The 2,417-nt window shown below is 42.0% G+C and carries 1 protein-coding gene and 2 pseudogenes; 1 reads left to right on the top strand and 2 read right to left on the bottom strand.

Features of this window, described 5'->3' with window-relative positions; genetic code table 11:
- Window positions 1-32 precede the first annotated feature (32 nt).
- Window positions 33-347 (bottom strand): annotated as a pseudogene (locus AC1DJR_RS26475) (Tn3 family transposase); the annotation flags it as partial.
- 105 nt (window positions 348-452) lie between these two features.
- Here AC1DJR_RS26475 and gad point away from each other — a divergent pair.
- Window positions 453-1,922, top strand: coding sequence for a glutamate decarboxylase (gene gad / locus AC1DJR_RS26470; RefSeq protein WP_477003906.1), 1,470 nt, complete (start codon window positions 453-455; stop codon window positions 1,920-1,922).
- A gap of 64 nt (window positions 1,923-1,986) precedes the next feature.
- Here gad and AC1DJR_RS26465 read toward each other — a convergent pair.
- Window positions 1,987-2,262: pseudogene (locus AC1DJR_RS26465) on the bottom strand (DUF2306 domain-containing protein); the annotation flags it as partial.
- Between the last annotated feature and the right edge of the window lie 155 nt (window positions 2,263-2,417).

The raw sequence follows: 2,417 nt of genomic DNA, 5'->3' as shown, positions 1-2,417 counted from the left end.
GAAGCAAGCAGCTCCAACTATTTTTAACAGCGCTAAGAAAGTTTCAATGGTCTTAGAGAATCTAATGAGACCACTTTYTCTGAATTAAAATGGTATTCTCCTAGTAAATTGATATGTTCCCAACCTAAAGGTGACATATGATGCAATAAGTTCTCATTAAAACTACCTATCCGTTTTTGATATTTAACTGCTTTTGTTAAATGTAGAGTATTCCAGATACTGATGGCATTGATAATTATGTTTAAGGCACTGACCCTTTGCAATTGATGCTGTATGGTTCGTTCCCTAAGCTCACCTTGTTTTCCGAAGAAAATAGCTCTTGCAAGTCCATTCATGGYTTCTCCTTTAATTCGAATGGTAGCAGCACCTTTTAATAGAATTGTCCCCTTGGTTTAACAAATGCTTTTTTGTAAATAATATGTTTGTTAAATAATTAATTAAGGGGGACTTGTATGCCACAGGATCGAAAAGCAGAAGTTCAAAACGATGCATACGAAGGAAAAGAGATCATGCCAGATAATCCACAATATCTACCGCGTCACGTGCAAATGGAGCTGCCTCACGAATTTTCTGTAAATCCTYTGTTTGCCCGCGAAGGAGAATCAGTCGTTCCGCGCTTTCACATGCCTGATGAAGGCATGTTACCAGAAACAGCGTATCAAATCGTCCATGATGAAATTGCTCTTGATGGCAATGCCCGCTTGAATCTTGCAACATTCGTTAGCACATGGATGGAGCCTGCCGCAGAGCACTTATATGCCAAATCATTCGACAAGAACATGATTGACAAGGATGAATATCCACAGACAGCCGAAATTGAGGAGCGGTGTGTCCGCATTTTAGCAAACCTCTGGCATTCGCCCACCCCCCTTACGACTATGGGCGTTTCAACAACTGGATCGTCGGAAGCATGTATGCTCGGGGGGCTTGCGTTAAAGAGACGCTGGCAAAATGCACGCAAAAGCGAAGGGAAGCCGGTGGATCGGCCCAATATTGTGTTTAGTTCTGCTGTTCAAGTCGTKTGGGAAAAATTCGCGAACTATTGGGAGGTTGAACCACGCTATGTGAAGGTTAGCCCAGAGCATCCCCGATTGGATCCTCAAGGGGTCCTCGCTGCCGTGGATGAAAATACGATTGGTGTGGTACCGATTCTCGGTGAGACTTATACCGGGCTTTACGAACCGGTTGCCGCCATTGCGAAAGCGTTGGACGATTTACAGGAGAGGACGGGCCTCGATATTCCCATGCATGTGGATGYGGCTTCGGGGGGATTTATAGCACCGTTTCTTCAACCAGATTTAGTCTGGGATTTTCAATTACCGAGGGTGAAGTCCATCAATGTATCCGGACATAAATATGGATTAGTCTACCCTGGGTTGGGTTGGATAATTTGGCGGGAAGCTGAAGATCTCCCTGAGGATCTAATCTTCCGCGTCTCCTATTTGGGCGGGAACATGCCGACTTTTGCCCTGAATTTCTCTCGTCCTGGCGCACAAGTGCTCCTGCAATATTACAATTACCTGCGTTTGGGGAAAAGTGGGTACTATGATGTCCAAAGRGCTTCTCAGAAAGTCGCTCTTTTTCTTAGCAAGGCGATTCAGAAKATGGAACCGTTCGAACTTTTGTCCGATGGTTCGGATATTCCGGTTTTCGCTTGGCGACTGAAAGATGGTTACACATTAAACTGGAATCTTTATGATTTATCTCGACAATTGCGTGTGTTCGGCTGGCAAGTACCCGCCTATCCATTGCCTCCAGATATGGAAGCGGTGACGATTATGCGCGTTGTGGTTCGAAATGGATTTTCCATGGATCTCGCGCATTTATTTTTGAGGAACCTCAAACAGACCGTTGCCTTTCTGGATTCCCTGGACGGGCCTATGCCACATGATACGAAATGTGATAATGGGTTTCATCACTAAATGAAAAAAGCCTAATTTCTTCATATTTAATTGAGAAATTAGGCTTTTTAATATTGAAATTTCCTTAACGTTGTAAATCAGCATTTTTCTGTTGTTGTCCTTTATTAAGACTTTGTCTTATAAATAATTCTGCAATRATTAAATTTGGYACCCAYGCTAACCAAGCAATAACAGYRTAACTAASTTCRAAMTGCTYYARTCCAAATAGCAATACAAAYAAAGGTAGCCAAATTCTTAATGTAACTGCCGCAAAGGTTAAGGAATAATTTCTGATCATCCAATTCCGATGGTCTTGAATTTTTTTATTCTTAACTCTGTTTAATGCTTGATATGCCGATGTGGTACTACCCCACATCCATCAACTTAAGGTATCTTTTTATACAAAATGTGGTTTTTTCACGTAGTCTTTTATTATCTTTTATAGATAGCATAAAAGTAGGCACATCAAATAAACCCTGACGGGTTTTAAATTTTTCGCTATGCTACCTGATGGGC

Source organism: Bacillus sp. 05T31, from assembly GCF_056396725.1.
This window is presented reverse-complemented; position numbering and strand designations above follow the sequence as displayed.